The organism is Nocardia salmonicida, assembly GCF_036142455.1.
Classification (GTDB): domain Bacteria; phylum Actinomycetota; class Actinomycetes; order Mycobacteriales; family Mycobacteriaceae; genus Nocardia; species Nocardia salmonicida.
Window position 1 is genome coordinate 2,590,706 of record NZ_CP108014.1, and the last position, 24,026, is coordinate 2,614,731.

The 24,026-nt window shown below is 66.3% G+C and carries 25 protein-coding genes and 1 pseudogene; 4 read left to right on the forward strand and 22 right to left on the reverse strand.

Annotated features, from left to right (window positions below; translation table 11 throughout):
• Positions 1 to 10: 10 nt before the first annotated feature.
• The 12 genes and pseudogenes from OHS03_RS12315 to OHS03_RS12370 all read right to left on the reverse strand — a co-directional run.
• Complete coding sequence (locus OHS03_RS12315; RefSeq protein WP_328662857.1) at positions 11 to 1,345, reverse strand: hypothetical protein; 1,335 nt, start codon at positions 1,343 to 1,345, stop codon at positions 11 to 13.
• The gene (locus OHS03_RS12320) at positions 1,342 to 1,989 is read right to left on the reverse strand and encodes a DUF6084 family protein (RefSeq protein WP_056815040.1); all 648 of its coding nucleotides are present in this window, start codon (positions 1,987 to 1,989) and stop codon (positions 1,342 to 1,344) included. Before OHS03_RS12320 ends, OHS03_RS12315 begins: the two co-directional genes overlap by 4 nt.
• Entirely contained in the window at positions 1,989 to 2,621 is a 633-nt protein-coding gene (locus OHS03_RS12325; protein ID WP_174551923.1) for a DUF5947 family protein, read from the reverse strand. Before OHS03_RS12325 ends, OHS03_RS12320 begins: the two co-directional genes overlap by 1 nt.
• Complete coding sequence (locus OHS03_RS12330) at positions 2,618 to 3,547, reverse strand: NifU family protein (protein ID WP_328662858.1); 930 nt, start codon at positions 3,545 to 3,547, stop codon at positions 2,618 to 2,620. The genes OHS03_RS12325 and OHS03_RS12330 overlap by 4 nt, the downstream gene beginning before the upstream one ends.
• Positions 3,548 to 3,552: 5 nt before the next feature.
• On the reverse strand, positions 3,553 to 5,349 hold the full coding sequence (locus OHS03_RS12335; protein ID WP_056808981.1) for a nickel-dependent hydrogenase large subunit: 1,797 nt from the start codon (positions 5,347 to 5,349) through the stop codon (positions 3,553 to 3,555).
• A 12-nt stretch (positions 5,350 to 5,361) separates the two neighbouring features.
• Entirely contained in the window at positions 5,362 to 6,417 is a 1,056-nt protein-coding gene (locus OHS03_RS12340) for an NADH-quinone oxidoreductase subunit B family protein (RefSeq protein WP_063002936.1), read from the reverse strand.
• A 71-nt stretch (positions 6,418 to 6,488) separates the two neighbouring features.
• A complete protein-coding gene (gene hypB, locus OHS03_RS12345) occupies positions 6,489 to 7,310 on the reverse strand; it encodes a hydrogenase nickel incorporation protein HypB (protein WP_328662859.1) in 822 nt (273 codons plus the stop codon).
• Positions 7,268 to 7,642 carry a hydrogenase maturation nickel metallochaperone HypA/HybF gene (locus OHS03_RS12350; RefSeq protein ID WP_328662860.1) on the reverse strand — a complete coding sequence of 125 codons (375 nt, stop codon included), beginning with the start codon at positions 7,640 to 7,642 and terminating at the stop codon, positions 7,268 to 7,270. Before OHS03_RS12350 ends, hypB begins: the two co-directional genes overlap by 43 nt.
• 80 nt (positions 7,643 to 7,722) lie before the next feature.
• Positions 7,723 to 8,442 carry an energy-coupling factor ABC transporter ATP-binding protein gene (locus OHS03_RS12355; RefSeq protein WP_328662861.1) on the reverse strand — a complete coding sequence of 240 codons (720 nt, stop codon included), beginning with the start codon at positions 8,440 to 8,442 and terminating at the stop codon, positions 7,723 to 7,725.
• Positions 8,439 to 9,200, reverse strand: a complete 762-nt coding sequence (cbiQ, locus tag OHS03_RS12360; protein ID WP_328662862.1) for a cobalt ECF transporter T component CbiQ — start codon at positions 9,198 to 9,200, stop codon at positions 8,439 to 8,441. The genes OHS03_RS12355 and cbiQ overlap by 4 nt, the downstream gene beginning before the upstream one ends.
• Positions 9,201 to 9,644 (reverse strand): PDGLE domain-containing protein, encoded by a 444-nt coding sequence (locus OHS03_RS12365; RefSeq protein ID WP_328664190.1) that lies wholly within the window; start codon positions 9,642 to 9,644, stop codon positions 9,201 to 9,203.
• Positions 9,621 to 10,298, reverse strand: a pseudogene (locus OHS03_RS12370) (energy-coupling factor ABC transporter permease); the annotation flags it as partial. The gene OHS03_RS12365 and the pseudogene OHS03_RS12370, both read right to left, overlap by 24 nt.
• 108 nt (positions 10,299 to 10,406) lie before the next feature.
• On the opposite strand from OHS03_RS12370, the gene OHS03_RS12375 reads away from it, so the two are divergent.
• From OHS03_RS12375 to OHS03_RS12385, 3 genes are all read left to right on the forward strand, one after another.
• Entirely contained in the window at positions 10,407 to 10,805 is a 399-nt protein-coding gene (locus OHS03_RS12375; protein WP_328662863.1) for a low affinity iron permease family protein, read from the forward strand.
• Between the two features lie 187 nt (positions 10,806 to 10,992).
• Positions 10,993 to 12,225 (forward strand): TetR/AcrR family transcriptional regulator, encoded by a 1,233-nt coding sequence (locus tag OHS03_RS12380; protein WP_407942478.1) that lies wholly within the window; start codon positions 10,993 to 10,995, stop codon positions 12,223 to 12,225.
• A gap of 155 nt (positions 12,226 to 12,380) precedes the next feature.
• A complete protein-coding gene (locus OHS03_RS12385; RefSeq protein ID WP_328662864.1) occupies positions 12,381 to 12,626 on the forward strand; it encodes a hypothetical protein in 246 nt (81 codons plus the stop codon).
• A gap of 304 nt (positions 12,627 to 12,930) precedes the next feature.
• On the opposite strand, the gene OHS03_RS12390 is transcribed toward OHS03_RS12385, so the two are convergent.
• The 10 genes from OHS03_RS12390 to OHS03_RS12435 form a co-directional block, all read right to left on the reverse strand.
• Complete coding sequence (locus OHS03_RS12390; RefSeq protein WP_328662865.1) at positions 12,931 to 13,425, reverse strand: DUF6764 family protein; 495 nt, start codon at positions 13,423 to 13,425, stop codon at positions 12,931 to 12,933.
• Positions 13,426 to 13,479: 54 nt separating this feature from the next.
• Positions 13,480 to 14,145, reverse strand: coding sequence for a fasciclin domain-containing protein (locus tag OHS03_RS12395; RefSeq protein ID WP_328664195.1), 666 nt, complete (start codon positions 14,143 to 14,145; stop codon positions 13,480 to 13,482).
• A gap of 263 nt (positions 14,146 to 14,408) precedes the next feature.
• A complete protein-coding gene (locus OHS03_RS12400; RefSeq protein ID WP_407942479.1) occupies positions 14,409 to 15,428 on the reverse strand; it encodes a DUF5914 domain-containing protein in 1,020 nt (339 codons plus the stop codon).
• Complete coding sequence (locus tag OHS03_RS12405) at positions 15,425 to 16,999, reverse strand: FAD-dependent oxidoreductase (RefSeq protein ID WP_328662866.1); 1,575 nt, start codon at positions 16,997 to 16,999, stop codon at positions 15,425 to 15,427. Before OHS03_RS12405 ends, OHS03_RS12400 begins: the two co-directional genes overlap by 4 nt.
• Entirely contained in the window at positions 16,999 to 17,760 is a 762-nt protein-coding gene (locus tag OHS03_RS12410) for a class I SAM-dependent methyltransferase (RefSeq protein ID WP_328662867.1), read from the reverse strand. Before OHS03_RS12410 ends, OHS03_RS12405 begins: the two co-directional genes overlap by 1 nt.
• A complete protein-coding gene (locus tag OHS03_RS12415; protein ID WP_328662868.1) occupies positions 17,757 to 18,086 on the reverse strand; it encodes a lycopene cyclase domain-containing protein in 330 nt (109 codons plus the stop codon). The genes OHS03_RS12410 and OHS03_RS12415 overlap by 4 nt, the downstream gene beginning before the upstream one ends.
• Positions 18,083 to 18,436 carry a lycopene cyclase domain-containing protein gene (locus tag OHS03_RS12420; protein WP_328662869.1) on the reverse strand — a complete coding sequence of 118 codons (354 nt, stop codon included), beginning with the start codon at positions 18,434 to 18,436 and terminating at the stop codon, positions 18,083 to 18,085. The genes OHS03_RS12415 and OHS03_RS12420 overlap by 4 nt, the downstream gene beginning before the upstream one ends.
• A 161-nt stretch (positions 18,437 to 18,597) precedes the next feature.
• On the reverse strand, positions 18,598 to 19,566 hold the full coding sequence (locus OHS03_RS12425; protein ID WP_328662870.1) for a phytoene/squalene synthase family protein: 969 nt from the start codon (positions 19,564 to 19,566) through the stop codon (positions 18,598 to 18,600).
• Positions 19,563 to 21,083: a phytoene desaturase family protein gene (gene crtI / locus OHS03_RS12430; RefSeq protein ID WP_328662871.1), complete on the reverse strand. Its 1,521-nt coding sequence runs from the start codon at positions 21,081 to 21,083 to the stop codon at positions 19,563 to 19,565. Before crtI ends, OHS03_RS12425 begins: the two co-directional genes overlap by 4 nt.
• A 29-nt stretch (positions 21,084 to 21,112) precedes the next feature.
• Positions 21,113 to 22,249, reverse strand: coding sequence for a polyprenyl synthetase family protein (locus tag OHS03_RS12435; protein WP_405146372.1), 1,137 nt, complete (start codon positions 22,247 to 22,249; stop codon positions 21,113 to 21,115).
• 243 nt (positions 22,250 to 22,492) lie between these two features.
• On the opposite strand from OHS03_RS12435, the gene OHS03_RS12440 reads away from it, so the two are divergent.
• Complete coding sequence (locus OHS03_RS12440) at positions 22,493 to 23,965, forward strand: phospholipase D-like domain-containing protein (protein WP_328662873.1); 1,473 nt, start codon at positions 22,493 to 22,495, stop codon at positions 23,963 to 23,965.
• Positions 23,966 to 24,026 lie beyond the last annotated feature (61 nt).

Genomic DNA, 24,026 nt, shown 5'->3' on the forward strand with positions numbered 1-24,026 from the left:
ACCTCTTCTCTCATTCTCGTTGGCTGTCGAGTGGTTCGATCTCCTCCGGGGCGAAATACAGGTACCGGCCATACCATTCGTGCAGTTCGGCGGCGGGGTCGTCCTCGATGACCACGCCGACGTGGGATTGCCCGTCGACATCGGCGTGCACCGAGACGACCTTGGCGGTGCGGCCGTCGTAGAACAGATCGTGGGCATCGGCGCGCCGAGACGGGTGCAGGCGCACCCTGCTGCCGTTGCGGACCCGGACCGCGCCGACCATGATCGCGTCGGTATCTGGGCGAACAGCGTTGTCGGCCAACGGGTCCCACCAGTCGACGCCGTCGGGCACCTCGGGGATCAGCGCGGCCTGCTCGGCGTGCGGATTCCGCAGGACACCGTGCAGCTGCTGCAATGCCTCCGGTGTCATCGCGTCGCAACGGTCGATGATCTGCGCCGCCCGCTCGTCGGTCGCGCGGGCCTGGGCCTTCTCGTCGTCGGTCATGGTCATGACGCGCAGGGTGAGGATCTCGTCGATCTCGGTGGAGTCGAACAGCGGTCCCTCGCTCTGCTCGGCGATCTCTGGGTGGTCGTAGAGGATGATGGGCGAGATCAGCACGATGCTGTGGTCGCCGGGTGGCCCGGCCAGCACCGGGAAACACCGGTGCTGGGCGCATCGGGCGACGGCCGCTTCAGCGTCGGGTGGCGGTTCGAGCAGGGAAACCCATTGGCCACCGTCGGTTTCGGCGATGATATGCGCGCCGATCAGGGAGCGGGCGATGGCGTCGTACTGGTCGGTCGAGGGGGTGCCGGTATTGCGAAGGGTGAGGTTCAGACGCAGAAAGCGCTCGTCACGGTCCACGGTCAGCTGGACTTCCGCGTCGAGGTGGGCGCGGTGTCGGACCAGTCGTCCGGCCGGTGCGCCGTCGGGGCCGGGGATCGTCTCGTAGTCGGTGCCTGCCGGAATCGTCAGTCGCGCGGTCGAATCGGTCAGCGGCAGTGGACCGATCGACTGCTCGCGCTCGACCGCCTCGTCCCAGCTGATCCACGATCGGCCGTCGGCGACGAGCTCGGCGACCGGTGTGTTCCCGGCGTCCTCGACGGTCCGACGCTGCAGCTGCAGGAACCGCACGGTCAGCGTGACCGAGGCGGACTCGTCCGCGTCGAGCAGACACTGGGCCGACAGTTCCGGGTCCTCGCCTAGTCCGGCCGCGGCCGCCCCGGTGGGGCCCAGGACACCGAACTGCCAGCGCGACTGGTTCTTTCGCGAGTTGGCCCGGTACGGGTACAGCAGGTAGCCCTCGTAGAGCACCGCGTCGGCGACCGCGCGTGCCCTGACCTGCGACCTGGTCGGCTCGATGCTCATGGGTCCTCCTCGGCAGTGTCGAGCAGGCGCAGTACCGCGTCGTCGAAACCGAGCATCCCGTGGCTGGATTTGTACGCGGCGAGCGCGTCGAGAGTCTCGCGCCGCAACCGCACCCAGCCCGAGTTCGGGAAGTTCGTGGCCATCATGTCGTCCCAGACCGAGACCGGCATCTCGAACTTGTCCTCGCGGTCCCAGGGGATCTGCTGCACCGCGAAACCGGTGGAGCCCCGGATGAAGACAGTGCCGCTGAACAGGAAGATCAGCGGCACGGTCCCCTCGCGTAGGGCGTGCAGGTATTTGGAGCCGCTCACCTCGAAGTCGTAGGTACACGGCATCGGCAGGTCCACTTGAGCGCCGCCGTGGAAGCCGGGAACCATGGTGGCGCAGTGCATCCAGAGGAAGGAGCGCTGGGTGTCGCGCCAGCGTTCGCGTGGGCCGAACAGGTCGACCAGGCCCGCGCTCTCCTCGTCGGTGTAGCCGCGGCGGTGCGGTTCTATCCGCACCTGCGCGCGCAGGGCGATGGCGTGCACCGGTTCCTCACCGAGTACCGCGATGCCGATCCGGGCCGACAGCGTCGGTGTCGCGGCGTAGGGCTCCGGCGCGATGTCGAGCACCGCAAAGGTCGTCGAGTAGGCCGGGCACATCACACACCACCCGGTCGCGCACGCGCCGAGACCGCGGCGAAGAACTCGTCGAGATAGCGGTGCACATCCTGACCGCCGTCGAATCCGCGCCACAGCATCCGCATCCGGCCGACGAATTCGTAGCAGGTGTCGATGGGCAGCAGCAGGCAGGCCGCCTCGGCGGTGCCCCGCTCGGGGACCCGGATCATCAGTGCCTCCACGTCGGGGACCGCGACAGCGATCTCCGGGTGCCGCTCGAGCACCGTGCGCCACTGGTCGAGGGGCAGTTCGGATTCGGTGGCGCCTGCCGGTCCCGGATAGAACGCGACGGTGCGGCCCAGTGCCGAGTTGTCGAAGAAGAACGCCAGGCCCACCGGGATCTCGAGCGCGTCCCATTCGCCGTGGCCGATGGTGAAGTCAGGGAAGCGCAGGTACCGGTCGGGCACGGCGCGGTATCGCAGGACCGCGTTCTGGTCGGTGAACAGCAGATAGCAGCCCCGGCACACGCACAACAGTTGGCGCCCTTCGACATTCACCACGTGCTGATGCTCTTCGGCGATGGCCTCGGCGCACATCTCACATCGCTCGCCCGCAGGGACGGCGGGTTTGCGGTCGACGGTGAGGCGCCGCAGCACCCCCAGCCCAGAACTCACCCGGCCACCCCCACGGGCACGGCCACCGAGAGCTCCCCGGCGCGTACCAGCACCGGCAGTGGTTCCAGATGTCCTTCGCCGTCGACTCTGGCACCGGCATGGACGGCGTCGTAGTGCGCCCGGCAGGTCGGGCAGCGCAACACGGCGTCACCGACCGGGAAACCCATCCGGCGATGCAAAACCGCGCCGGCGAGCGAGTTGTCGCAGGCGGGACAGTGATCGCGGTAGACGAACAGATCGTCACCGACCCGGCAGGCGAGCACGGTCTGCCCGCCGATGACGAAGCCACCGACCTCGCCCGCACCGAGTTCCCCCAGTTCCGGGACCGCTATCCAGCTCCCGTGCTGCGACTCGACCGGGTGGGCGTCGGCGTGTACCCGGGCGAACAACGAATCGGCGGGGATCAACGAATCCGTCGATTCCGGTTGCGCGGCAGCCACTTCGATCGACTCGATCTCCGGCGCGGCGGCGCGCACCGCGTCCTCCACCGCCAGTTCCAGGGTCACCGACGACGAGGGGCAGGTGCGACAACTGCCCGACAGTTCGAGGCGCACGACGCCGTCGACCACGCCGAGCAGTTCCACGTCACCACCGTGGGACCCCAGGTAGGGGCGCACGCTGTCGAGTGCCGCGCGGACCCGGGTGTGCACGTCGTGCGGATGCAGGCCGTGCACCAGCAGCAGACTCGCGATCAGATCGTCGGCGACGAGCCGCTCACGGATGCCGCCGTCGACCAGTTCCAGCACGCGCGCCAGCCCGGCGCCATAGAGGTCGGCGACCTCGCGCACCAGTTGCTCGGCCCGCTCGCGAGCGACGACGCCACCCGCCGAACTCGCGTTCAGCAGGGTCTCGATCCGGTCGCCTGCGCCGCGCCACCGGTCCGGGTCGAACGCCGCCTCGTCGTGCTCCCCCGGACGATCCGGCATCACCGTTACTCCCCGGTGAGTGTCTGTGTCGGCGAGTGGAGTTTGTCCAGGGACTTGCCGTTGCCGAGGTACATGTGCACACCGCACGGCAGGCAGGGATCGAAGCTGCGCACAGTACGCATGATGTCGATGCCCTTGAAGTGCTCGCGGTCGTTCTCCTCGAAGATCGGCTGGCCCTGCACCGCGTCCTCGTAGGGTCCCGGCGTGCCGAAACTGTCGCGGGGGTTGGCATTCCACGGCGTCGGCGGATACGGATGGTAGTTCGCGATCTTGCCGTCCCTGATCACCATGTGGTGGGACAGGACCCCGCGCACCGCCTCGGTGAACCCGCAGCCGATGCCCTCGTCCGGTACCTCGAAGTGCTCCCACGTCTTGGTCCGTCCCGCTCGGATCTCTACGAGCGCCTGCTCCGCGAAGTGCAACGCACTGGCCGCGGCGTAAGCCTGGAAGTAGGTGCGGGCGCGGTTGCGTTCGATGGTGTTGCTGCCGAACGCGGGAATCTGCCATTCGAAGCTGACCGGGCCCTTCAACGCGGTCTTGGGCAGGTTGATCTGCACGCTGTGCCCGGTCGACTTCACGTAGCCGATGTCGACGAGCCCGGCCAGCGCCGTCGACCACAGCCGCGCCAGCGGCCCACCGCCGGTGTCGAGGGCCAGATGGTCGGTGCCGTCGAACCAGCGCGGCGACATCACCCAGCTGTACTTGTCGTCCATGTCGCGCTTCTGCGGCTTGGGGTTGGTGTGCTGGTTCCAGGGGTGACGGCGGTCGACCGGATTACCGAGCGGGTCGGTCTTCACGAACATCTCCTGGTCGGTCCAGTCGTCGTAATACGAACTGCCCAACAGGATTCGGATGCCGAGATTGATGTCGACCAGGGACGTGGTGACCAGTTTTCCGTCGACGACCACGCCGGGGGTGACGAACATCCGCCGACCCCACTCCTCCATGTCCTTGTACTCGAAATTGCACACCTCGGGGTCTTGGAAGGAGCCCCAGCAACCCAGCAGGGTGCGCCGCAGTCCGACCTGTTCGTAGCCCGGCAGTGCCTCGTAGAAGAAGTCGAAGAGATCGTCGTGCATCGGCACGACCTTCTTCATGAATTCGACGTAGCGCATCAGGCGCGTCATGTAGTCGGTCATCAGCTGGATCGTCGCGACAGTTCCCACGCCGCCGGGATACAGCGTCGACGGGTGCACATGCCTACCCTCCATCAGGCAGAACATCTCCCGGGTATAGCGGCTGACCTGCAGCGCTTCCCGGTAGAACTCACCGGTGAACGGATTGAGCGCGCGCATGATGTCGGCGATGGAGCGATAACCGTGCTCGGCCGAATGCGGTGCGGTGGTCTTCTCCGCCTGGGCCAGAACGCCGGGGTTGGTCTCGGCGACCATCTTCTCGCAGAAATCCACGCCGACCAGATTCTCCTGGAAGATGTTGTGGTCGAACATGTATTCCGCGGCCTCACCGAGATTGACGATCCACTCGCCCAGGTGCGGCGGTTTCACCCCGTAGGCCATGTTCTGGGCATAGCACGAGCAGGTGGCGTGATTGTCGCCGCAGATCCCGCAGATGCGACTGGTGATGAAATGCGCGTCGCGGGGGTCCTTGCCCCGCATGAAGATCGAGTAGCCGCGGAAGATGGACGAGGTGCTGTGACACTCGACCACTTCACGGTTCTCGAAATCGATCTTGGTATAGATTCCCAGGCTGCCGACGATGCGGGTGATCGGGTCCCAGGCCATTTCGACCAGGCTGTCGGGATCGATCCGCTTGTGTGACGGCTCGGGGATGATGGCAGTCATTCCAATCGCCTCCTACCAGGTGCGGGTGGCGCCGGATTCCAGCTTCTCGCCCTTGTGCCGCCAACGCGGCTCCTTGTCCACCGTGCGTCCGGTGATGTGGCGCAGACTGCGGATCACCGACCCGTACAGCCCTGATGCCGTCGCGGAGATCTTGCCGCCGGGCGGCTCGTCCATGAACGGCATGAATTTGTCCGGAAATCCCGGCATGGTGCAGCCGATGCAGATGCCGCCCACGTTCGGGCAGCCACCGACGCCGTTGATCCAGCCCCGCTTGGGGACGTTGCATTTGACCACCGGGCCCCAACATCCCAGTTTCACAATGCATTTCGGTGAGCCGTACTCGTCGGCGAAATCGCCTTCCTCGTAATAGCCCGCCCGATCACAGCCTTCGTGGACGGTGGCGCCGAACAGCCATTTCGGGCGTAGCGCCTCGTCGAGGGGAATCATCGGGGCCTGTCCGGTGGCCATGTAGAGCAGGTAGGTCAGCGTTTCGGACATGTTGTCCGGATGGGCCGGACAACCGGGCACGCACACGATCGGGATTCCGGCCTTGGATTTCCAGTCCCAGCCGAGATAGTCGGGCACACCCATCGCGCCGGTGGGGTTACCCGCCATGGCGTGGATGCCGCCGTAGGTGGCACAGGTGCCGACCGCGACCACCGCGGTGGCCTTCGGGGCCAGCCGATCGAGCCATTCACTGGTCGTCATCGGCTGTCCGGTGGCGGGATCGTTGCCGAAACCGCACCAGTAGCCCTCCTCGTGGAGTTGTTCGTTCGGGATGGAACCTTCCACCACGAGCACGAACGGTTCGAGTTCACCACGGTCGGCTTTGAAGAACCATTCGAGGAAATCGTCGGCGCCGCCGGTAGGACCGCATTCGAAGTCGATCAACGGCCAGTGGACCGCGATCTGTGGGAGGCCGGGAAGAGCGCCGAGCGCGATCTCCTCGATACTTGGCTGCGTCGCGGCGGTCAGCGCGACCGAATCACCGTCACAACTGAGGCCCGCGTTGATCCACAGCACATGGATCAGGGCCTGTTCTGCTTTGATTGCTTCCTGGGTAGGCATGGGCTGCGCCACTTTCTGAAGCGAGATCGCAGGCTCGCGAGAACCTACGCTGTGATCCTGATCACGTCAGTCTATGTCGCCGGTGAGTGATCCTCAATAGTTGCCGATCGCTGCCGACGGAGCCAGTCGTACCACCGCGCCATGCCGGAACCGCTGGTCACCGACAGGGGCAGGATCTGCGCGTGCGGGTTGATCCTCGCCACGTATTCCCGGCATTTGTCCAGGTCGAAGTCGACATAAGGCAGCAGGTCGATCTTGTTGACGAGGACCAGAGAGGCTGCGGCGAACATGTGCGGATACTTCAGCGGCTTGTCGGTGCCCTCGGTCACCGAGATAACCACAACTTTGCCGCGTTCGCCGAGGTCGAACAATGCCGGGCACACCAGGTTGCCGACGTTCTCGACGAACAGCAGCGTGCCGGGTGCGGGATCGAGGGACTCCAGCGCGCGGTAGGTCATCTCGGCGTCGAGATGACAGCCCGCGCCGGTATTGATCTGCACGACCCGACAGCCTGTCGCCCCGATCCGCTCGGCATCGAGCAGGGTTGCCTGATCGCCCTCGATCACCGCGATCGGCACTTCGGTGAACTCGCGGATCGTGCGTTCGAGCAACGTGGTCTTGCCCGCGCCGGGCGAGCTGGTCATGTTCAGCGCCAGGATGTCGCGGGCGGCGAGCCATTCGCGGTTGCGCTGGGCCAACAGGTCATTTTTGGCCAGGACTTTCTGCTCGAGGGTGATGGTCTCGGTCACCGGCAGGTGCACGTGATCGCCGCCGTGACCATGGCTGTGGCCGTGCGGCTCGTGTTCGTGTTCGTGTTCGTGTTCGTGTTCGTGTTCGTGCGGGAGGGTGATCACCGCGGCGTCGTCGTCGCCACATCCACAGGTTGCGCACATTCTCGGCTCACTTCCATCGAGCGGATTCGGAGTTCGTGCCCGGCTCTGATCTCGACATCGGCGCTGCCGCACTCGCACAGGGCGATCGGCTCGAGCACAGCGAATTCGGCGCCACAGCTTCGGCAGGCCGCCCGGCCGGGCACCACGTCGATCTCGAGGCGCGCGCCCTCGGCCAGGGTGTCCTCGGCAGCGAGTTCGAAGCAGAACTGCATCGCCTCCGGAACGACCGCGCACAGCACGCCCACCTCCAGGAGCACGCTGTGCACCTGTGCACCCGCCGCGTGTTCGCATACGGCGTCGATGACACTCTGGGTGATCGCCATTTCGTGCATCGCAGTCTCGGCTCGTCGAGGGTGAACCCATCGCTCAGGTTACTCCTGAGCAACCCACCCACGCGATGGTCGGCACATGCTCAGCTGAGCCGGTGCGCGGCGAGCAGCGCGGCATCGCCGAGGATGTCGGCGGTGGGGCCGTCGGCGACGACTTCGCCGGCGTCGAGGATGACGGCCCGCTCGCAGATCCGTTGCGCGTAGGGCAGGTCGTGGGTCACCACGAGCATGGTGGTCGGCAGCGACAACAGGATCTCGGCGAGTTCGCGGCGGGCCACCGGATCGAGGTTGGCGGCGGGCTCGTCGAGGACGAGGACCTCCGGTCGACACGACAGCACCGTGGCCAGCGCGGCCCGGCGGCGTTCGCCGAGCGACAGGTGCGCCGGTGAACGCCCGGCCCGATCCGTCATCCCCACCCCGTCCAGTGCCTCCCGTACGTGTTCGGCCAGGGCGTCGCCGCGGACACCGAAGTTGGCGGGCCCGAACGCGACGTCCTGTTCCACGGTCGGCATGAACAGTTGGTCGTCGGGGTCCTGGAACACCACCCCGACCCGTTGCCGAATGGCGCGAACACTGTTGCGGTCCAGCCGCATCCCGCCGATGTGCACCTCCCCCGAGGTAGCGGTGAGTACCCCGTTCAGATGCAGCATCAGGGTGGATTTGCCCGCGCCGTTGGGCCCGAGAACGGCCACCCGCTCCCCTGGCGCGATCTCCAGGTTCACCCCGTTCAGCGCGCCGGTCCCGTCGGGATAGGAGAACGTCAGGTCGACCACACGCACCGCCGGTGCCGTCGGTTCGGTCACCGCACCATCCAAGCACCCGCGCAGACCGCGATCGCGGCGGCCGCGGGCAGGCAGCCGAGCAGCCATTGCCCGCGGGTGGCAGGCGGGGTGCCGACATCGGGCACGGTGCCGTCGAATCCGCGCGACAGCATGGCCAGATGAACTCGTTCGCCGCGTTCGTAGGATCGCAGGAACAGGGTGCCCGCGCCGCAGGCGGTCGCACCGGCTTGGCGCAGTGTGCGTGGGTCGTCGCCGCGTGAGATCCGTGCCAGCCGCATCCGCGCCGCCTCGTCGACCAGCACGTCGACATAGCGCAGCATCAGGACCACGATCATCACGATCGTGCCGGGAACGTGCAGCCGCGTCAGCCCTTCGGGCAAGGCACGCACGCTCGTCGTCGCAGCCAAGGTCAGTGAGATGCCCACGCCGATAGTGCCTTTCGCGATAATGCCCCACGCAGCGTAGAGGCCGGTCACCGACAGCGACAGCCCGAAAACCTCGGTGCGGGGTTGCCCGGCGGCGAAGGGCAGCAGGATCGCCAACACGACGAACGGCAACTCGATCAGCAGACGCGGCGCGATCCAGCGCAGCCCGATTCCCCACCACCGCCACAGCGCGACCAAGCCCAAGGCATAACAGCCGAACGGCCACAACAACTCCCGTGGCGTCGCCACGACCGCGAACACCGTAACCACCGCGCAGACGATCTTCACCTCGGTCGGCGCCCGATGCGCCGGTGAATTCCCCGCCAGATACAGCCGGTGGACGGAGGCGCTCACCTACTCCCGCTCCGTATCCGACCGCGCCGCGACCTCACCCGCGCGGGCCGCAGGGCGCGATCCGTTTCGGCCGACCCGGATCGTGCGAGCCACCGCGAACAGCACGGCGAAGGCGGCTCCGACACCGACGACGCCTGCCGGACCGGCCAGATCGCTGTTGCCGTCGATCGCGTAGTCCGCCAGCGGAGAGCCGACGAACCGGTGCTCCTCGGCGCTCTGCGCGATGCACTCACCGTGCAGTTCCTCGGCCCCGTTCACCTCGACCGTGGAGCACCCGCGTCGAGTGGTGGCGTCGAGCCCGTCGGGCTGTGAACTCGCGGCATAGGACAGCACCCCGGCAACGAGCACCGAGGTCGCGGCGAACACCCACAGGAAACCGGTGAAGGACAACCGCACGCGAGCGGGAGACGCTGTCGCGGACACCGGACCGGCAGCCCGCAGCACATAGACCAGATCGGGTCGTACGCTCACCACCGCCACCACGGTGATCGCGGTGATGATGCCTTCGCCGACCCCGATCAACGTGTGGGTGACGAACATGAACCCCGCGACCGCCCCGACCGTGGAGCCCGCAGCCCCGCCGATTGCGTATTCGACGACAAAACCCATTGCGGCACACAGTGTTCCGATGAAAGCGGCGACGAACGCCACGACACCCATCCCGGTGTCGCTCCGCCGGCGCAGCAGCGCCGTCCCGGCCCGAGCGACGAGATATCCCACGCCGACGCCGATCAGGGCCATGTTCGTGATGTTGGTGCCGAGTGCGGTCAGCCCGCCGTCGGCGAACAGCAGTGCCTGCACGACCAGCACCACCGCCACGCACAATGCCCCGAGAGAGGGCCCGACCAGAATCGCGGCCAGCGCCCCACCCAGCAGGTGCCCACTCACACCGGGCAGGATCGGGAAGTTCACCATCTGGACCGCGAAGATGAACGCGGCCACCAGCCCGGCCATCGGCGCGGCACGCTCATCGAGTTCAGCCCGTGCTCGCCAGCCCGCGAGCCCGAGTCCCACTGCCGCGATCCCCGCGAAGATCAGCGACGTCGGCGCATCGACGATCCCGTCGCTCATATGCATTGCCACGGTGCTGCCGTTCACCTTTCAGAACACTACGCCCTTTATCTGTCCAAGTGAACAGATGAAGGAATGTCCGACCGCGACATCGGTCCGGCTGCGACAGGGGTGGGATGGGCCTAGAATTCGATGATGGAGCGCCGCAGTGAAGCCGCGCGCAGCCGTGGCGGAGGTGATCGCCGCTCGCCTTTCGACCGGTTCGTCGAGCAGGCCGAGCTGCGAGTGAGTCAGGCTCCGTTCTTCTTCGTCTGCGCCGGAATCGTCACGGCGTGGCTGATCAGCTTGCCGTGGTGGACGGACCTCAAAACGTGGCAGGTCGCCATTCACACCGTTGCGAGCGTCTTCACGCTGCTGTTGGTGGTACTGCTCGAGAACGCCGGCCGCCGCGCGAGCGAGGCCGCGCAAGAGAAACTCAACGTCATCGCCGAGGCATTGGCCGCGCTCCTGGATTCCTCCGCGTCCACCGATCCTGAACTGCGAGCGGCCGCGGACCGACTGCGAGACGCCGTCGGGCTCGAACAGCGCCACTGAATGACAGGATCAAGTTACCCATACTTCTGATGCGTGGGCCGACGTTCCTAGACCACGTGGACCCATAAGGTGCAGACTGGATGGTCTTTTTCCGGTGGGGAGATTCCCATATGTGACCTTCGATTCAGTTCCTGCGCAGATGCCGTTGAACCCGCTGCGGAACGTGTTCCACCACTACTGTCGGGGCATGGCCGTTGGTAAAGTTCACACAGCAAAGACAGCGCCTGGTCCCCAACCGAAGCCCAGTAGCCCTGCGCCGATCCGGCGGAGGCCGGCCGACCGTCGTGAGCACATCGCACGGGTCTCCGCCGAAGCATTCGGTGCACGAGGACTGCACGGCGTGAGCATGAACGAAATCGGCGCCGAGTTGGACATCAGCCACGCCGCTGTGTATCGGCATTTTCCCAGCAAATACAGCCTGTTCCGGCAGGAGACGCTACGGCTCAGCGAACTCGGAGTGCGGGTGGTGCGCCTGCCCGAAGCTGCGAGGAACTGGGATCCTCAGCGCAAGTTCGACTTCACCGTCGACGCCATGATCGGTGCCGCGCTCGCCAACCGGGGCTGCGGTGCGCTGCTGCGATGGCAGCACCGCTACCTCGACGACGACGACCGGCGAATCCTGCTGGATCAGGTCGCCACCACCGAAGCCGCATTGCGCGATCGGATCGAGCAGATGCGACCCGAACTGTCCGACGCGGAACGCTCCGTCATCACCAGTGCATTGATGAGTGTGATCACCAGTGTCTGCGACCACCGCACCCGCGTCCCGGCCCCCGAGCTGGCCGAGATTCTGGCAACGACCTGCAAAACGATTGTCGGCACGACGCTCCCGACCATGGTGCCCGCCGACACCGACCTTCCTGCGGTGCGCAGGCACCACCACGAATTGGTGCTGTTCCGAGCTGTCGAACTGTTCCGTACACGCGGTTACCCCGTCGTCAGCGTCGAGGACATCGCGACAGCGTCCGGGCTGCCTTCCGCGTCGGCGCTCTACCGCTATTACCGCAGCAAAGGTGACCTGCTCACCGCCGTATTCCGTCGTCGTCTCGACCGAATCACGACCGCCGTGACCGCTGCTTCCGACCGCGACCCACATGCCGCGCTGACCCAGCTGATCGAGAGCTATGTCCAGGATTCGATCTCCGAGCCCGGACTGTCTTTCGTGTACCACGCCGAGATCGCCAATCTCCCGGCTGCCGACGGCGCGACGATGAACCACCGTCAGCGACTCGCCATCGAGGCCTGCGCCCAATTCGTCACCGCCGCCCGGCCTTCCTTACCGCCCGCGCACGCCCAAGTCCTCGTCCACGCAGCACTCGCACTCGTCGTCGATCTGGAGCAATTGATGGGAACCGACCATCCCGAATGCGGCGCTGCCCGAATCGAGCACCTGATGTCCGATATCCTCCTCGGCACTTAGGGTGCGACCACGCAGTCCGTGGTCGGAAGGATCGGTTACCGCGATACCCGTGTCGGACGGCGCGCAATGGCGGCACAGGAGGAATTCGATACGCGGAGTTGGAATTCGTCATCGATTCAGCGATCGAGGAGTGGGCCCGAGCATGGGTCGTCGGAGTGCCAACTGCGTTGCAGCTACGCCGGTCGACATTTCCGGACTGGGCCGATCTGCTCGGTCTCGGCGGTCCCGACTTCTCGATCGATACAGCACTGGTGGCGCTGATCGACCGCGCAGCCGCCGACGACGTGATGCGCTTTCCGTGCCAGGGCGTGGTGGCGACGGCATTCTCCAGTCGCCATCCCTACACCGAACTCACCGACGGAGTCGGCTTCGGCTTCTATCGGACGACACCGACGAGCTGATCGTCCACGGCTCGGCCGCAGTGCGATACGAGGATTTCGACAGCAGGCCTGAATACGGTCCGGGTGCCGTCGTTGCCGCGATCCGGATGGTGCACGATACGTTCCGACAGGCTCGACCTGGACATACGCAGCCTGGAAGATATTGGTAGCCCGCGCCTCCGTCGCGCTGCGCGCACCCTAGGGGCGCGTGCAGCGCGAGGATTCGCGCGGCTCCCGATGACATCTACCGAGCCCACAGAGGCTGGCGCGCAACAGGTTCGACGCGCGAGTAGTGGTATCGGCTACCCACCCGGTCGTTTACGGGTCACCCGAGGGAGACGCAGCCTTGCAGTGTCTGGAAGTCACCGGCCAGCGCCGGGCCACCCACGCAGGTCGGCGTGGTCTTCCCGTCGATGGTGACACTTGCACCGGCACCGGCGATCCCGAGCGCCAGTCCGGGCCGCACACCGCTGGCGTCGACCGTCGATCCTGGACCCAACGCGAGCGCGGCCGGCCCGGACAGGCCCTGTGCTTGCGAGGTTGCCGCGCCTCCGCCGACGCCGATCGCGAGAGCGAGCGCCTGTGGCCCCGCCGACGCCGCGGCGGATCCATCGACTCCGAACGCGGCAGCGGCACTTCCGCCGACGCTCGACGCGGCGCATTCCGAAGTGTCCGAGGAATTCTCGATCGTGCCCGCTCCGGGAACGCGGCAATCGACAGGCGCTGCGCCGGCAGTCGGCGCCATCGCGATCACACCCGCGATCGCGATGGCCGCGCCGAAGCCGATTCCTGCTGCTCGCCCGTAATGGTGAATCTTCATGTCAATCTCCTAGAGAGGTGTTCACTGTGTCTCGTCGAGATATCGACGAGATTCTCACTGCGGCATCAGAACCGAATCAATCAGGTAGACCGTGGCATTGGCGGTATTGATGCCACCGCAGAGCACTGCGGCGTCGTTGACTTTCAGATTGTCACCGGAGCCGGTGACCGTCACCGTGCCACCCTGCACCGTTGTTTGCGTACCGACGATGGCGTCCGGCGCGATCCGGCCCGGCACCACGTGATAGGTAAGAATCTTCTCCAGCGTGGGTGTATCGGTCTTCAAGCTCTCGATGGTGGCGGGATCGACCTTGGCGAAGGCCGCGTCCACCGGAGCGAAGATCGTGAACTCGCCGCCGTTGAGCGTGTCGACCAAGTTGACCTGGGGATTCAGCTGGCCCGATACCGCAGCGGTCAAGGTGGTGAGCAGCGGATTGTTCGATGCCGCCACCGTCACCGGTACTTCGGCCATACCCTCGACCGACCCCGGCCCGGTCGGGACTTGCGCGGCATACTCCGCACAGCCCGGACCCACCAGGGTGTCGCCTGCCGCAGCACCCGAAGTCGGCGCCATCGATTGTGTCGACATCGATGACGTTGTCGCCATCGACGTCGATGTCGAGTCCGATGACGAATCGTCTGACGAACACGCCGCCAGACCGAACATCGCCATCGCTGCCACCCCTACCGCTGCCACGGTAACTCTCGTGTTGCTTCTCATCGTGTTCACTCGCTTTCTCCTTCCGACGAGGCGGCGGGGTTCGCCACCACGATTTCCGACGGTCATCGAACTTTCGTCCAGGTTGCCGACGGCCAGAGGAGAAGATGCACCCAAGGCTCGTACGGGCTGGTGCGAGGGCAATTCCGTGAGCTGATCAGGAGTTGCCGAGTGGTCGCCGACATGCGGTTGTCACCTCCAGTGATCCTAGGAGCGAAACGAAGGTCCTCGAGCAAATGATGCAAAACTGATGCACACTTTCGTGTTCACCCGCTCGGGTGCCGAGTGCGCAATTGGTAGCGACGCTCCGCGTAGGAGAGATCGTCACGCCACAATCGGGTCGCGGCGTGTGCCATCAGCGGCCGCAGCGCGGCGCCGGCGTGTCGGGCTACGCGGAAGCCACGCCTGCCGCTGTCCGCGACCACTGCTTCGATAACTGCCGTGCGCGGCTGTCCGTCAGGTCCGACGCCCAGTGGAGTGGCATGGGTTTCGACGACACTGCCCTGTCCTTCGCCGTCGATGATGCGCATCGTCAGCGTTCGTGGTTCCGGGCTGATGAACTCGGCGTGTACGGGGACGCCGAGCCGACCGCCGACCCGGAAGGTGACCGCGACGACGAACCGTTCGACAGAGTCGGCGGCGCCGGGTTCGGACGCAGGAGATTCGAGCACCTCGAGATGGGCGAACGAGTAGGGGTGAAACCAGGACCCGTGCCAGGGATCGAGCCGGTTGGCGATGATGTCGGCGGGCTCGCACACCCCGGTCACAGTGGCGACCGCCGAGATCGCGCGATTCGAGGCCGGACGAGCACCGATGACCGGCGCATCCAACGGCGGTTCGGCGCCGATGCGGTCGAGTCGGACCCAGACCAGAACCCCGTCGTCGTGGCACGGCCACGTTGCCCAGCCTGGTCCACCGTCACCGCTGAGCCGTAGGCCGTGCCAGCGGCACACCAGCGCCCCGCAGTCGACTCTCGCCTGGGCGAGCGGCGCACCGAGGTGCGGACATGCGCCGGGTCCGACCAGCAGCCGCCGCTGCTGGTCGCGCCAGGCCACGAGCTCTACGCCGGCGACAGTGGCACCGAAGGGCCGATCGTTTCGAACGTCACGGCTCGCGCCGAAGACGTACCAGTTCCCGGAAGGACGGTTCTGCGACCGTTCGAGTGCTGCGCCGATGACAGCGGGGTCGGCGTCGCGGTAGGTGGGATTCTGGGCAGACCACCGTTCGGAATCGACAGGCTGCACCGGCCAGCCGGTGGGCCAGCGCCGAAAGATCTTGTCGCTCATACAGATTCCCCTTGGATCGCCGCTTTCGACATTTCGCGCGCGGCGAGACGGCGCAGCACCGCGTGTCGTCCGGTCGTGGGCACGGTGTACAGGTCGTGCCCGGACAGGCCCCATTGCGTGAGCAGGGCATTCGCCGCGGTCCAGCCGGTCGTGGCGGCACGTTCCATCAACGCGACAGGCAGGTCGATACGGATGCCGTCCCCGGCCAGCATCAGCTTGTCGTGCGGCGTGCGAACCGGGGGGCGGGCGGCGTGGTCGCCGACTCCGAACAGGGGGCAATCCTGTCGCCACTGCACCTGTTCACCGACGATTCGCGCGTCGGCTGTCTCGGGATACAGGTGGTGCAGTCGAGCGAGGAGCTGTGCGCGGATCTCACTCTCGAACTCCGGTGTCCGAACCTCGGACAGTGCGTAGGCATGCAGTTCGACCACCGCACCGTTGTGCCGCTCGGCCCAGGAGCGGGCCTGATCCTCGTAGCGGTCGAGGACGCTGATGTTGTCCAACGGAGGCATACCGCCGGTGGCGAGAAACGCCGGTCTCTCCTGCGCGACCGGCCGATCCAGCCACAGGCGATGGACGAGGAACGGTGGGGCGCTGCGCAACGCCTGGATCCGTGAGCGCCAGTCGGCATCGCCGAGATCCGGGGAGTCGGCGACGATCCGACGCAGCCCGGCGACATCGGTCGCCAGCACCACCGCATCGGCATCGACGACGCCGCCGACATCGTCGTGAACTCGGAAGGTTCGGTTTCCGCCCGTCCGCACCCGGGTGACGGTCGTTCCGGTGCGGATCCGGGCTCCGCGCGCTGTGAGGTACTCGCTCAGCGGCGACCACAGTGCGGAGTCGTAGTTCGACGTCGGCACGTCGAAGAGCAGCCCTTCGCTGGATCCGAGGAAGTAGATGTGGAACATGGCAGCCAACTCGGCGGCCGACATCTGCGTCGGCGGCGCGAAGAAGCTCCGGGAGAAGACCTCGAAGGCGAGATGTCGTGCGGCGACGGGAAATTTGATCTTCCGCAGAAACGTTTCCGCGTCCACATGATCCAACTGCTCGTAGATGGCGGGCACCGACACCATCGCCAACGGGGCCGCGGCCCTGGCATCGAGTCGCCACAACTCGTGCAGCGGAAACGTGCGACTGCGCGCCGCGAAGGCGAGCGCGTTCCATGGTGGGGTGAGCGGCAGGCGACGGAACGAATCGCGTCGGCCTTCGGCATCCACCAGCGGATAGTCGTCGACGCGCGTCATGCGCTGCAGTAAGGGATCGGTGCGGCGCAACAATTGCCGCAGGTTGTAGTACTGCCGGAAGAAGGCATGGAACCCACGGTTCATGGCGATCGTGGTGCCGTCGGATAGGGCGTCGGTCCACCCGCCGACGCGACCGCCGAGATATTCCTGGCCTTCGATCACCTCGACCTCGATACCGCGTTCGGCGAGCCCGGTAGCGGCGGCCAGCCCGGCGATGCCCGCGCCGACCACAACCACGTACGGGCGGGTGCCCGGCTCACGACCGACAGGACGGGCGGCGGCATGGTGAACGATGCGCCGATCGCGGCCGATAGCTGCGTCCACTAGCGCTCGACTCCATCCAGGTACTGAGAACGATGGGTGGTCGCCAGGAACGTGTGCACGATGCCGTGCTGCCAGCCTGGGACGGTTTCGCTGCAGACAGCCGTGAAGCCGTTCTCGCGCAGCCGTTCTCGGAATCGGGACGTGCTGTCGAAGGAGACGACGCTTCGTTGGAGGTGTCGGTACAGCGTGGCGTCGCGGCTGAGCATCCATCCGGCGGGCACGATGATGGTGCGGCACACCGTGTTCCAGACGATGCGGGCCGACTTCGATTCCGCCACCGAGTATTCGTGCACCCCCAGTGGGGCGCCAGGGCGTAGCAGCGCGGCGAACGCGCGAAGCTGTGCGTCGGGGTCGGCGAGATTGCGCACGAGATAGGCGGCGAAGATGCCGTCGAAGGGTCCGACAATGCCCGCGGCCTCGATATCCTCGATACGGCTGTGCACGAACCGGACGGAATCGGGCCATGTCTTGGCACGCGCTCGTGCGAGCATCTGTGCCGATCCGTCGACAGCGACGATCTCCGCTTTCGGGGCGACCGACAACAACGCGGCGGTGGAAGCACCTGTCCCGCAGCCTGCGTCGAGCAATCGAAGCCCTGCCCCGCGGTCGGGAAGCTGCATCCGGCGCGCGGAGGTGCGCAGGTGTTTGTGATAGCCGGGATTCACCGCGACGAGGCGGTCGTAATCGTCGGCGACCGCGTCGAAGGCAATCGGGACCTCGTCGCGAGATAGCCCGTCGACACCGATTCGAGAGTCGTTCACAAGCGCACACCTTTCCGATCCCGGATTCGTTCGCGTTCCCACAGCAGCAGGACCGCGGTGACCATGGCGAAGCCGAACAGGTAGTCCTCGACCGGGATGTCCCACGGGAACCGGATCCCGGTGATGTGTTCGGCGTCGTAGAGAACCAACGGTGCGGTGAGTTTGGTGAGCCAGCCGTCGACCAAGATCTGGAAGCCGAGCACGATGATCATCGACAGCCAATAGCCGGGCCGACGGAACAGCCCTGTCCGGAGGAACGCGAGTTCCCATCCACAGACGAGGACCACCGCGACCAGTGCGGGCAGCGTATAACCGAGGCCGGTCACCGGGTCCGCTCCGAGGGTGCCGAGGGTGACTCGGTGGGGTGCAGCCGCTGCAGAATCGTCTCGACCGCGTTGTAGGTGAGTAGAGCGCACACCGGTATGACGAGGAAGAAGACCAGTTCCTCGACCGGTATCGCCAGCGGCAGCGTCCAGCCTGTCAGATAGCGCGGGCTGTAGCTCCAGACGTCGGCAGCGATGGCCATCGCGTCCCAGACGAGGAACACGGCGGCCACGGGGAGCACGCATCGGGCGAGCCGGGCGGGGCGCCGATAGACCCCGCCACCGAAAGACTCCAACGGCAGGGTCACCAGCAGGCAAAGTCCCATGACGATCAGGTATTGCCAGCGTTCCATCGTGTCACCTAACTCTCGGTCAACAACACGCGGTCCAAACGGCGAAACCATCGGTCCATCTGCTCAGGGATCCCGAGGCATCAGGACTCACAGCACAAACTAGTCCCGGATCCCGCCGAGTTGGATGACCCGCACCGCCTGTTTTCGCCGAGTTCGAGAGATCACGTCAACCCTTCGGCTTTTGTCAGTGAGCGTGCGCGCCCGCCTCGCCGCGCCCACAACGCGCGAGCCAACGCCGAACCGGCGACCCTGGTGCGACGCGCGTTGCCCACGGTGGCGCGTGCGGTGAACACCGCGAACTCGGTGTCCTCGATGCGGTCGAGAATTTCCGAGTACAGCACAGCCGCGGTGGCGACACAGGGTCGCGACACCGGGTGCAGCAGCTCGATTCCGGCGTCGGCGTATCGGTACAAGTCTCGGGCGATCGCATGTTGTGCGGACAGGGCCGATCGCACCCTGGTGTCGGTGCGGCGATTCGTCCGGCACCACTGCAACCGGGCGCGGTCCACATCGAAAGCGGCCAGCTCGTCGGCAGGCAGGTACACCCGACCACGGTCGAGGTCTTCGGCGATGTCTCGAAGGAAGTTGGTGAGCTGGAACGCTTTTCCCAGCGCCGCGGCGTACGGGGCGGCATCGGCTTGTGCGCCCACGGTGCCGAGTACCGGCAGTACTTGCAGCCCGATCACCGCTGCCGAACCGTGCATATACCGATCCAGCGCGGCCCGGTCCGGGTAGTCGGTCACCGTCAGATCCATGCGCATCGAGTCGAGGAAATCGTCGAACAGGACGTGGTCGATCCGGTATCTGGCGGCGGTATCGGCAAGCGCGGCAAGGATCGGGTCGTCTCCGGGGGTCCCGGAAAGACTGTCGTGCATGTCCTTCGCCACGGCGTCCAGTCGTGCCGCCGCAGAGCCGGCGGCGGCGTCGGCCGGTGGTTCGTCGACGATGTCGTCGGCCCACCGGGCAAAGCCGTAGAGCGCGTGGATCGCGGGTCGTTGGGCGGGCGCGAGCAGCCGAGTGGCGAGGAAGAACGTGCGTCCATGGCGCGCGTTGAGGTCCCGGCATCGCTGATAGGACTCCCGCAGCCCCGCAGCGCGGATGCCGGCGGCGTCGAGTTCGGTGTGCATCATCGTCGATCACTCCTGGTCGCAGTCGAGGTCCGCGAGGTCGACACCGTGCCGGTGACGCGGTCGGCGGCGAGACGGCCCGACAACAGGGCCGTCGGCACGCCGACGCCGGGCACGGTGCCGCAGCCGGCCAGCACCGCATTGGCCGTGCCGCGTGGCATGTTCGCGGGACGAAAGGGGCCGGTTTGGGCGAAGGTATGCGCGAGTGAGAACGGAGTGCCGGCCAGCAGGCCCTGCCGTTCCCAATCGGCGGGAGTATCCACGTGCATGATCTCGGCGTTTTCGACGAAGCCCGGGACCACACGGTCCTCGACGATCGCCGCGAGCTCCTCGCTGTAGGCGGTGGCGCGACGATCCCAGTCCAATTCCTTGCTGCGGTAGAGGTTGGGTACCGGAGCAAGAACGGTGAACAGATCGCGCCCGTGCGGGGCGAGGTCGGGGTCGGTCGCGGTGGGCCGGGTCACCAGCAGCGACGGATCAGACATCAACTCCCCCGCACCGATCAGCTCGTCGAAGGTTTGCTTCCACGCTTCGCCGAACACGAGGTTGTGATGTGCTGTCGGCACCGTGGCAGGCATTCCGATATGCATGACGACCGCAGAGGGCGCCGGGCGCCAGCGGATCGGACGGCGCGGTGCGCGATCGAGCAACTCGTAGGCGGTGGGCAGTTCAGTCGCCAAAACAACGGCATCGCAAGGGATTCGACGACCGCTGTCGGTGAGCACCGAGGTGATCCTGGAACCGCGCCGTTCCAGGTCGTGAACTGTCTCGCCGTAACAGAACGTCACACCGGCATCGACAGCGGCGGCGGCCAGGGCCTCCGGTAGCGCGCGCATTCCTCCGCGCGGGAAGTAGACCCCACCCACCGTGTCCATGTAGGAGATCACCGCATACAGCGCCAACGCTCGTTGTGGCGACACCCCCGCGTAGAGCGATTGGAAGGTGAACACTCGGCGCAGTCGTTCGTCGGTCAGAAAGGATCCGATCGCCCTGTCGAGGCGTCGGAATCCGCCCAATGCGATCAGCCGCGCGAGCGCCGGTGTCAGCAACGAGAGGGGGGAATCGGCGTTCGCGGCGATGAACCGATCGAATTCGACACGGTACAGCTCGCTCATCCACGCGCGCATTCGGCGATACCCGTCGACTTCCCTGGGTCCAGCGAATGCCAGGACCGATTCCTCCATCGCCGATGCGTCGCTATGAACATCCAGCCCGCTGCCGTCGGCGAAGTGCGCGCGGTAAGCGGGAACGACCGGCAACAGGTCCAACCGGAAGTCGAGATCCTCACCCACCGCGGCAAGGGTGTCGGCGACGATATCGGGCATGGTCAGCACCGACGGCCCGGTATCGAGCAGATAGCCGTCGACATCGCGGCGTCCCGCTCGACCACCGGCGAACATCTCACGCTCCACCACCGTGACAGTGCGACCGCGTCCGGCCAGGTGCAACGCCGCGGCCAGACCCGCCAGACCCGCACCGACGACGACCACCTCATCGGTTCTTCCCGAGATCGTTCGCATCGTTACCTTTCAGTCGGTGGTGACGGCGGTCAGTGCGTGCGGTGGGTGCACAACAGCGCCATTCGGTGCAGAGCATCAGCCACCGATGGTTCGAGATCGGCGACGTCGAGCAGCCGACGCGCATGGTCGACGCGGTCGCCGATCATCTGTTCAGCGCACTGTGCCGCGCCACTGTCGGTGACCATCGCCTGCGCGAGCGCCACGTCGCGCTCATCGATGACCTTCTTCGTCCAGAGATCTCGTAGCCGGGCGCGGTCCGACGGCTCGGCCAGCTGATCAGCCAGCGCGATCACGGTGGTCGCCTTCCGTTCTCGGACGTCGTCGCCGGTCGGTTTGCCGGTTGTCGCGGGGTCGCCGAAGATGCCGAGCAGGTCATCGCGAATCTGGAATGCCTCTCCGATCACTTCGCCGTATTCACCGAGAACGCGCATCACCGTCGCGTCGCAGTCGGCCATCGCCGCACCCAGTTCGAGGGGTCGGCGCACGGTGTAGTTGCCGGACTTGCGGCGCGCGATGTCCATTACCGCGTCCAGGGTCGGAACGCGGTTCGCGTCGTTGGACAAATCCGCGAGCTGACCTACCGCCAGTTCGCTGCGCATCGAGTCATAACGTGGCCATGCGCGATCCAACGCGGCGGCACCGACGCCACTTTCACGCAGCATGCGCTCGGCCCACACCAAGTACAGGTCGGCGAGCAGGATCGCCGCCGACTCACCGAATCGGGCCGACGATCCGGACAACCCCTGATCGCTGTGCCACGCGGCGAGCCGCAGATGTGCCGACTTCCGCCCCCGCCGGACCTGGGACTCGTCCATCACGTCGTCCTGCACGAGCGCGAACGCGTGCAGGAGCTCCGCGCTGGCGGCCGCGCGCAGCGCGGGTTCGGACTCACCGAGACCACCACACAGCCAGCCGAGATAGACGAACACCGACCGTACGCACTTGCCGCCCGACGCGAAGTCGATCATCAGCCGACCGGGGAGCGAGAACCCTTCTGGGTCCAGTTCCGCCATGCAACGCGCCCGGACGAACTCATCGACGTGATCGCGTACCGAGCGCTGCGTACGGTCGAGCCACCCTGCGAACTGCGCGGAACCGTCCTCGCTCGGCGACGCTCGGCAGTGCTGGATCGCGATAGCTGCTCGCTCTGCATCCACATCTCCCATTGTGGCATCAACTCCCGCATTTTGCATCGTTTATGCATCGAATACTGGGTCCGAGATTGATCACGCCTGGGTACAACACCCAAGATTCACACGGTTCGGCCCCGACATCAGGCAGGCACGCACCAACGGCGACGTGTCGTCGCCCGAGGCGGCGGGTAGCGGCCCCGAGCGGTCGGCGGCCCACCCAGTATTGTGAATCGTTCACCTGCGGGGACGGGTGCCGAACGACGGGACTGACGACACATGAGCGACGAGCGACAAATCCTCACTCCCGGCGAAACCTGCTGGCAGATCGCCCAGGCAGATCGCCTGGCCTGCATCATCGACGCGGCGGACTACTTCCGCTACGCCAAGGCCGCGATGCTGCGGGCGCGCAAACGCATCGTGCTGATCGGCTGGGACTTCGACACCCGGATCAAGTTCGAACCGCAGGGCAAGACCCTCGAAGGGCCCGATCGACTCGGCAAATTCCTGTCCTGGCTGCCGAAGCAACGTCCGGATCTCGAGATCTACCTGCTGAAATGGAATGTCGGCGCGTTCGCCGCGATCGGCCGGGGGATGACACCGATCTTCGTCGTCAACTGGATGACCGACCGACGCCTGCACTTCGAAATCGACGGCGCGCACCCCGTCGGCGCGGCGCACCATCAGAAGATCATCGTGATCGATGACCAACTCGCGTTCTGCGGCGGCATCGACATGACCGTCGACCGCTGGGACACCAGCGACCACCGCGACGACAACACCTACCGCACCGCGCCGAACGACGCCCGCTACGGCCCTTGGCACGATGCGACCACCGCCGTGGACGGCGCCGCGGCGAAGGCGATCGGCGAACTTGCCGCCGCCCGATGGAAATCGGCCACGGGGCAAGAGCTGAGCCCGGTCGACGAGGTCGCCGGGGACACGCCGTGGCCGGAAGACCTGGAGCCGACGATGCGCTCCGTCGACGTGGGGATCGCCCGAACTCTGCCCGAACTCGCCGACCGCACCGAGGTCCGCGAGATCGAGGCGCTGTATCGCGCGGCGATCGCGGGCGCCACCCGCGCGCTGTACATCGAGAGCCAGTACCTGGCGTCGCGCACTCTCGCCGAGGCGATCGCCGCGCGCCTGCGCGAACCGAACGGCCCGGAGATCGTGCTGGTACTCCCCCGCAACGCCGACGGTTGGCTCGAGCAAGCGGCCATGGACGGCGCCCGCCGACGCCTCCTGCATCTGCTGTGGAAAGCCGACATCCACCACCGGCTCGGCGTCTACTACCCGGTCACCGCCGCCGGTGCGCCCATCTATGTCCACGCCAAGGTGCTGGTGATGGACGACCGCCTGCTGCGGGTCGGATCATCGAACCTCAACAATCGATCGATGGGCTTCGACACCGAATGCGACCTCGCCGTCGAGGTCACCCCGACAACCGCCGACGGCGAAGTCCTCCGTGACACCATCCTCGGCATCCGCCGCCGCCTGCTCTGCGAACACCTCGACGCCGACCCCGCGAAATTCGACGCCACCCTCGCCGAAACATCCTCGCTCGTGCGCACCGTCGACGCGCTGCGCGGCGAAGGCCGCACCCTGGTCCGATTCGACCCCGACACCGTCGTGGACGAGGACAGCGTCCTGGCGGAAAACGAACTGATGGATCCTGAACGCACCCCGACAAAACTGTGGGACAGCCTCTTTCCGAGCCGAGACGTTCGCCGCACGAGGTCGACTCGATAATCACGGCGACTTCCTCGGCGGGGCATCAATCCGCGCGACGCCCTGCCTGCCGGACGGAACA

Excerpts from the sequence above, each read along its gene's own strand:
- OHS03_RS12315 (WP_328662857.1), bottom strand. The coding sequence starts at position 1,345 with ATGAGCATCGAGCCGACCAGGTCGCAGGTCAGGGCACGCGCGGTCGCC.
- OHS03_RS12320 (WP_056815040.1), bottom strand. The coding sequence starts at position 1,989 with ATGTGCCCGGCCTACTCGACGACCTTTGCGGTGCTCGACATCGCGCCG.
- OHS03_RS12330 (WP_328662858.1), bottom strand. The coding sequence starts at position 3,547 with ATGCCGGATCGTCCGGGGGAGCACGACGAGGCGGCGTTCGACCCGGAC.
- OHS03_RS12335 (WP_056808981.1), bottom strand. The coding sequence starts at position 5,349 with ATGACTGCCATCATCCCCGAGCCGTCACACAAGCGGATCGATCCCGAC.
- OHS03_RS12340 (WP_063002936.1), bottom strand. The coding sequence starts at position 6,417 with ATGCCTACCCAGGAAGCAATCAAAGCAGAACAGGCCCTGATCCATGTG.
- hypB (WP_328662859.1), bottom strand. The coding sequence starts at position 7,310 with ATGTGCGCAACCTGTGGATGTGGCGACGACGACGCCGCGGTGATCACC.
- OHS03_RS12350 (WP_328662860.1), bottom strand. The coding sequence starts at position 7,642 with ATGCACGAAATGGCGATCACCCAGAGTGTCATCGACGCCGTATGCGAA.
- OHS03_RS12375 (WP_328662863.1), top strand. The coding sequence starts at position 10,407 with ATGGAGCGCCGCAGTGAAGCCGCGCGCAGCCGTGGCGGAGGTGATCGC.
- OHS03_RS12380 (WP_407942478.1), top strand. The coding sequence starts at position 10,993 with ATGGCCGTTGGTAAAGTTCACACAGCAAAGACAGCGCCTGGTCCCCAA.
- OHS03_RS12390 (WP_328662865.1), bottom strand. The coding sequence starts at position 13,425 with ATGAAGATTCACCATTACGGGCGAGCAGCAGGAATCGGCTTCGGCGCG.
- OHS03_RS12395 (WP_328664195.1), bottom strand. The coding sequence starts at position 14,145 with ATGAGAAGCAACACGAGAGTTACCGTGGCAGCGGTAGGGGTGGCAGCG.
- OHS03_RS12400 (WP_407942479.1), bottom strand. The coding sequence starts at position 15,428 with ATGAGCGACAAGATCTTTCGGCGCTGGCCCACCGGCTGGCCGGTGCAG.
- OHS03_RS12420 (WP_328662869.1), bottom strand. The coding sequence starts at position 18,436 with ATGGAACGCTGGCAATACCTGATCGTCATGGGACTTTGCCTGCTGGTG.
- OHS03_RS12425 (WP_328662870.1), bottom strand. The coding sequence starts at position 19,566 with ATGATGCACACCGAACTCGACGCCGCCGGCATCCGCGCTGCGGGGCTG.
- crtI (WP_328662871.1), bottom strand. The coding sequence starts at position 21,083 with ATGCGAACGATCTCGGGAAGAACCGATGAGGTGGTCGTCGTCGGTGCG.
- OHS03_RS12435 (WP_405146372.1), bottom strand. The coding sequence starts at position 22,249 with ATGGGAGATGTGGATGCAGAGCGAGCAGCTATCGCGATCCAGCACTGC.
- OHS03_RS12440 (WP_328662873.1), top strand. The coding sequence starts at position 22,493 with ATGAGCGACGAGCGACAAATCCTCACTCCCGGCGAAACCTGCTGGCAG.